This is a genomic window from Nocardioides sp., from assembly GCF_036401255.1.
Classification (GTDB): domain Bacteria; phylum Actinomycetota; class Actinomycetes; order Propionibacteriales; family Nocardioidaceae; genus Nocardioides.
In genome coordinates this window covers 1-2,612 of the sequence record NZ_DASWVI010000073.1, presented here as the reverse complement: position 1 = coordinate 2,612, position 2,612 = coordinate 1, and the positions used below count along the sequence as shown (strand labels likewise).

Annotated in this window: 4 protein-coding genes; 1 reads left to right on the top strand and 3 read right to left on the bottom strand. The window is 70.9% G+C overall.

The features are described from left to right. Positions 1–332 (bottom strand): response regulator (locus tag VGD85_RS03480; protein WP_331062057.1); only part of this gene is annotated, 332 nt, incomplete at its 3' end. Then, positions 329–1,483 (bottom strand): sensor histidine kinase, encoded by a 1,155-nt coding sequence (locus VGD85_RS03475; protein ID WP_331062056.1) that lies wholly within the window; start codon positions 1,481–1,483, stop codon positions 329–331. The genes VGD85_RS03480 and VGD85_RS03475, both read right to left, overlap by 4 nt. 119 nt (positions 1,484–1,602) lie before the next feature. On the opposite strand from VGD85_RS03475, the gene phoU reads away from it, so the two are divergent. Then, complete coding sequence (gene phoU / locus VGD85_RS03470; RefSeq protein ID WP_331062055.1) at positions 1,603–2,259, top strand: phosphate signaling complex protein PhoU; 657 nt, start codon at positions 1,603–1,605, stop codon at positions 2,257–2,259. Positions 2,260–2,386: 127 nt separating this feature from the next. Here phoU and VGD85_RS03465 read toward each other — a convergent pair. After that, a partial coding sequence (locus VGD85_RS03465) for a 2,3-bisphosphoglycerate-dependent phosphoglycerate mutase (RefSeq protein WP_331062054.1) occupies positions 2,387–2,612 on the bottom strand: 226 nt, incomplete at its 5' end.

The window sequence follows — 2,612 nt, the reverse complement described above, 5'->3', positions numbered from 1 at the left end:
CGGGCCACGAGCTCGCGCGGGGAGTACGGCTTGGTGACGTAGTCGTCGGCGCCGAGCTCGAGGCCCACCACCTTGTCGACCTCGTCGTCCTTCGCGCTGACCATGATCACCGGCACGCTCGAGGTCTGCCGGATCTGACGGCACACCTCCGTGCCGGGGATGCCCGGCAGCATCAGGTCCAGCAGCACGATGTCGGCGCCGTTGCGGTCGAACTCGGTCAGCGCGGCGTTGCCGTCCGCGGCGATCGCGACCTCGTACCCCTCCTTGCGCAGCATGTAGGCGAGAGCGTCGCTGTAGCTCTCTTCGTCCTCGACGACGAGTACGCGGGTCACTGGCCAGCCTCCTGGTTCCACGTGTTCGAGCGGCCCGAGAAGTATCGGGGGAGGGTCAGGGTGAACGTAGACCCCTGACCCTCGACGGACCACACCCGGACGTCTCCTCCGTGGGTGGCCGCGACGTGCTTGACGATGGACAGGCCGAGGCCGGTGCCACCGGTGGTGCGGTGCCGGGCCGGGTCGACCCGGTAGAACCGCTCGAAGATGCGGTCGATCTCCTGCGGCGGGATGCCGATGCCCTGGTCGACCACCGAGACCTCCACCATGTCGTCGTCGGCCTTCGTCGACACCAGCACCGTCGAGTCGGGGTCGGAGTAGGACACCGCGTTGGCCACCAGGTTCGCGACGGCCGCGGTGACCTGCTCCTCGCTGCCGAAGACCTGCAGCTGCGGCGTGCCGCCGGTGACGATCGAGATGCGCTTGGAGTCCGCGTCGATCGCGCTGGTGTCGACTGCGACCTTGATCACCTCGTCCAGCGCGACCGGCATCGGCTGCTCGAGCGGCTCGTCGCCCTGGAGCCGCGAGAGCTCGATGACCTGCTGGACCAGCCGCGAGAGCCGGTCGCTCTCGGTGAGCATCCGGTCGGAGAAGCGCTTGACCGCCTCGGGGTCGTCGGCGGCGTCGTGGACCGCCTCGGCCAGCAGCCGGATCGCGCCAACCGGCGTCTTGAGCTCGTGGCTGACGTTGGCGACGAAGTCCCGGCGTACCGCCTCGACGCGGCGTTCGCGGGTCCGGTCCTCGACGAGCGCCAGCACCAGCCGGGCACCCAGGGGCGCCACCCGGGCGGTCACGTGACGAGACGGCAGCCCGGGCCGGCTCATCAGCAGCTCGGTCTCGCGGATCTGCCCGTCTCGGCGCACGAGGTGCACGAGGTCGGCGAGGTCGGTGGAGAGCAGGGAGGTGCCACGCACCAGGCCCATGGCGTACGCCGGCGCCGAGGCCTTCAGCACCACGTCGGCGTCGTCGACCACGACCGCGCTGCTGCGCAGCACGGAGAGCACCGCGGCCACCCCGACGGGCACGACCGGTTCCTCGACGGGCACGACGTGGCGCTGCTGGCGGTCGCTGAGATGCCACGCCAGCACCGCGCCGCCGGCGACGACGGCGCCGATGAGCGCAGCCAGGAACGCCTGGGTCGTCGCATCCACAGCTGAATCGTACGAGCCATTTCACCGCGCGTTCGCCCACGGAGCGGCGGCTTCGAGATATTCACCGCTCGTTCACGTCCCGGCCCCGGCCGGACACCTGCAAGTCCTAGGGTGGTCTCATGCGAGAGGCATTCCACGAACAGCTCGACGGCATGTTCCACGACCTGGCGAGCATCTGCGAGAGCGTCGAGACCGCCGTCCGGCTCGCGACCGAGGCGCTGCTGTCCGGTGACGCCACGATCGCCGAGGGCGTGATCAGCGCCGACGCCGAGATCGACCGGGCGCGCGAGCGGGTCGAGGACTCCGCCTTCTTGCTGCTCTCCCTCCAGCAGCCGGTCGCCAGCGACCTGCGCACCGTGGTCGCCGCGCTGCGGATGGTCAGCGAGCTCGAGCGGATGGGCGACCTGTCCGTGCACGTCGCCAAGATCGCCCGCCTGCGGGTGCCCAACCTGGCCGTCCCCGCCGACGTCTCCCCGACGATCGAGCGGATGGCCCACGTCGCCGAGGACATGGTCCGCCGCGTCTCGAAGATCATCACCGACCGCGACGTCGACGAGGCGCTCGCGCTCGTGCGCGAGGACGAGGAGATGGACCAGCTGCGCCGCAGCACGTTCGCCGACATGCTCTCCGCCGACTGGAGCCACGGCGTCGAGGCGGCCGTCGACGTCGCCCTGCTCGGCCGGTACTACGAGCGGATCGCCGACCACGCGGTCTCGGTCGCCAACCGGGTGGTGTTCGTGGTCACCGGCGAGAACCCGCGCTCGGTCGACGCCTGAGCTCGTCGGATCAAGCCGGTCGGGTCACCGGGTCTCGACGCGCCCGTCGCGACCTCGTCCCTCGGTCGCGGGGCTTGCTCGATCTCGGTGACCCCTCGCTGCGCCCGACCTCGTCGGGCGCAGCTGGTCACCGACCCTGGTTGGCGACGGCAGCCGCGGCGGCGGCAGCAGCCTCGGGGTCGAGGTAGCGGCTGGCGCCGGTGGGGCGGAAGTCGTCGTCGAGCTCGTAGACCAGCGGCATGCCGGTGGGGATGTTGAGCCCGGCGATGTCCTCGTCGCTGATGCCGTCGAGGTGCTTGACCAGGGCCCGGAGGCTGTTGCCGTGGGCGGCGATCAGCACCGTGTGGCCGGCC